We start from the raw sequence: 951 nt of genomic DNA on the forward strand, positions 1-951 counted from the left end.
AGAGGCTGTACGGTAAATCCGAATTCCCCTAAAGTGCTGTAAGTGGGCTACTTAGGGGTTGTTCATGCCTGACGCGAATACATCAGCACGCAAGTCGTATAGCAGTGATCTGACGGCCGATCAATGGGCGATCCTGGAGCCCATGTTCCCGCCGAACACAGGCCGCGGGCGTCGCCAGACGATTCCCATCAAAGAGATCATCGACGCCGTCTTCTACATCAACGCCAGCGGCTGTACGTGGGCCGACCTGCCTCACGACTTCCCACCCCCGTCCTCGGTCTCGTACCACTACACCAAGTGGGTCAAGAACGGCACCTGGCGGCGGATCAACGACGCGCTCCGCGAGGCGGTGCGGGTGCAGGCCGGGCGCGATCCGCACCCGTCGGCGGGGGCCCTGGACAGCCAGACCATCAAGGCGGCTCCCACGGGCGGGCACCGGGGGTACGACGGGGGCAAGGGAATTAACGGGCGCAAGCGCCACATCCTGGTCGACACCCTGGGCTTGGTGATCGCCGTCACGGTCACCGCGGCCAGCGCGTCCGACGCCGCCGGGGCCATCGGGGTGCTGCGCCAGGTGTCCCGGTTCGAGCAACCCCGGCTCCGGACCATCTTCGTGGATCAGGCGTACCATCGGGGCGAGGTCTATACGTTCGCCGATCAACACCTGTCGTGTACGGTACACGTCGGGAACCGACCGCCGGGTGCCCAGGGGTTCGTACCGATCCGCAAGCGGTGGGTGGTCGAGCGGACGTTCGGGTGGTTGATCCAGAGCCGTCGGCACGCCAAGGATTACGAGCGCACGTTTGCATCCAGCGAGTCGCAGTTATATATCACTCATGTGAGGATATTACTTCGCCGGCTCACCAAATCCACGAAGCCAACAGATTCAGGCCCCGCATCAATCGCTGCAAATCACAGCCTCGCTGCGTGATTTTTTACCGTATAGCCTCT

At 62.8% G+C, this 951-nt stretch carries 1 protein-coding gene; it reads left to right on the top strand.

The window, feature by feature from the left end; translation table 11 throughout:
• Nucleotides 1-64: 64 nt before the first annotated feature.
• Entirely contained in the window at nt 65-931 is an 867-nt protein-coding gene (locus R5W23_RS09245; protein WP_320686085.1) for an IS5 family transposase, read from the top strand.
• The last annotated feature ends 20 nt before the right edge of the window (nt 932-951 follow it).

Origin of the sequence: Gemmata algarum (assembly GCF_034097035.1) — a bacterium.
In the GTDB taxonomy this organism is placed as follows: Bacteria; Planctomycetota; Planctomycetia; order Gemmatales; family Gemmataceae; genus Gemmata; species Gemmata algarum.